3 protein-coding genes are annotated in these 1,324 nt (G+C 34.1%); 1 reads left to right on the forward strand and 2 read right to left on the reverse strand.

All coding sequences use genetic code 11. The features are described from left to right. A partial coding sequence (locus WS44_RS09305) for a DUF5052 family protein (RefSeq protein WP_046434099.1) occupies window positions 1-394 on the forward strand: 394 nt, incomplete at its 5' end. A 63-nt stretch (window positions 395-457) separates the two neighbouring features. Here the strand turns inward: WS44_RS09305 and WS44_RS09310 are convergent. After that, window positions 458-997: an adenylate kinase gene (locus WS44_RS09310; protein ID WP_271326677.1), complete on the reverse strand. Its 540-nt coding sequence runs from the start codon at window positions 995-997 to the stop codon at window positions 458-460. A 5-nt stretch (window positions 998-1,002) separates the two neighbouring features. Further along, window positions 1,003-1,324, reverse strand: a 322-nt coding sequence (locus tag WS44_RS09315) for a hypothetical protein (protein ID WP_046434100.1), incomplete at its 5' end; no start/stop codon positions are given.

Below are 1,324 nucleotides of genomic sequence, written 5' to 3' on the forward strand. Positions count from 1 at the left end.
GAAAGACGATAAAGGTAATGAGGGCTCTAGCGTGATTGACGTTGATTACGGACATAATAGAATGATTCATGTAGGTTCTACTTTAATCGCATATGAAGGTCTTAAAAACTATCAGGACGTCTTTAGCAAGCATACTAATATCAATGATCAAAATCATGCTGTGCCAATTTTAAATACAATGTATCAAAACTTTAAGAATGACTGGTCTGGCGATTCTAAGGTTGTCATGATTAGAAGCCAATTAGGGATGCCTGTAGCAGTCTTTGCTGGGAAAAATGTATCAATTCATAAGAGTGATATGAAAAAGTCAACTCAATTCGTAATTGATGGCCACCGTTTATTTGTCTATCGTGCAGACTATACTGTTTACCCTGTTTCAAGCCTTAAGAAGTAAAAACTTTACATAATTAAAAATATAAAAACCATGTAATGCTAAATACATTACATGGTTTTTCATTTATATGCTTTCTAGAAATTGATTAGCCTCATGTCGTTCTTTAAAACGATAAAGTTTAATATGGGGATGCTGCGATAAAGCCATTATAATCTTAGGCTTTTGCTTGACAGGAAAAGCACGGATGTAATCCATGAATTCAGGATCTTCTTTTTCTTCTATCCACGGCATATCTGGTCTTTGCATCCCTCGACGACTTCTTACACCATCTAAGCATGTCTGCACATCATAATCTAAAAAGAAAACTGTATCGCAACGATTAAGTCGTTTATCAAATAAGTAATTACTATAATTACCATCCATAATCCATTTTGGCTTTGATAATGCCTTTTCTATCTTTTGAGTAAACTCTTCTGGTGAAACGGTAGTCTTATCTGCCTTCCAAAACAATCTATCTAGATAGACAATAGGTAAGTTTATCTTTTGTTGCAGCTTACGTGTGAATGTACTTTTTCCTGCTCCTGGTGAGCCTATAACCATAATTCTTTTCATTTTATTTACCGATAAAAAAGAAAGAGAGAAATCCATACTCTCTCTTTCCATTAGAGCTACTCATTAACTAAAGCGTTGAATGAATCGTTAGTTTCTACGATATCACCCATTAATTGGTTAACCCAATCGTTAAGCTTATCGTTATCGTAGTTTTCAAGGCCACCTTCAGTATCACCGATATCTGCAATACCATTATTAAAATCAACCATTTCTGTAATTAATTTTTCTGCAAAGTCTTTGGTTGAACCGGCAAAGTTATCAGCAAAGTTGTTAACATCACCATAAGCATCAGTGATATCGCTAAAAGCTTCAACAGTCTTACCAAATGTATCATTCAAATTATTAATATCTTCTTGAGTTGGAACTGTTAATTCTTCA

Source organism: Lactobacillus sp. N54.MGS-719 (genome assembly GCF_000980505.1).
GTDB classification, from domain to species: Bacteria; Bacillota; Bacilli; order Lactobacillales; family Lactobacillaceae; genus Lactobacillus; species Lactobacillus amylovorus.

What these genes read in the sequence shown, in the direction of transcription:
- WS44_RS09310 (WP_271326677.1), bottom strand. Translation starts at nt 997, where the DNA reads ATGGAAAGAGAGAGTATGGATTTCTCTCTTTCTTTTTTATCGGTAAAT.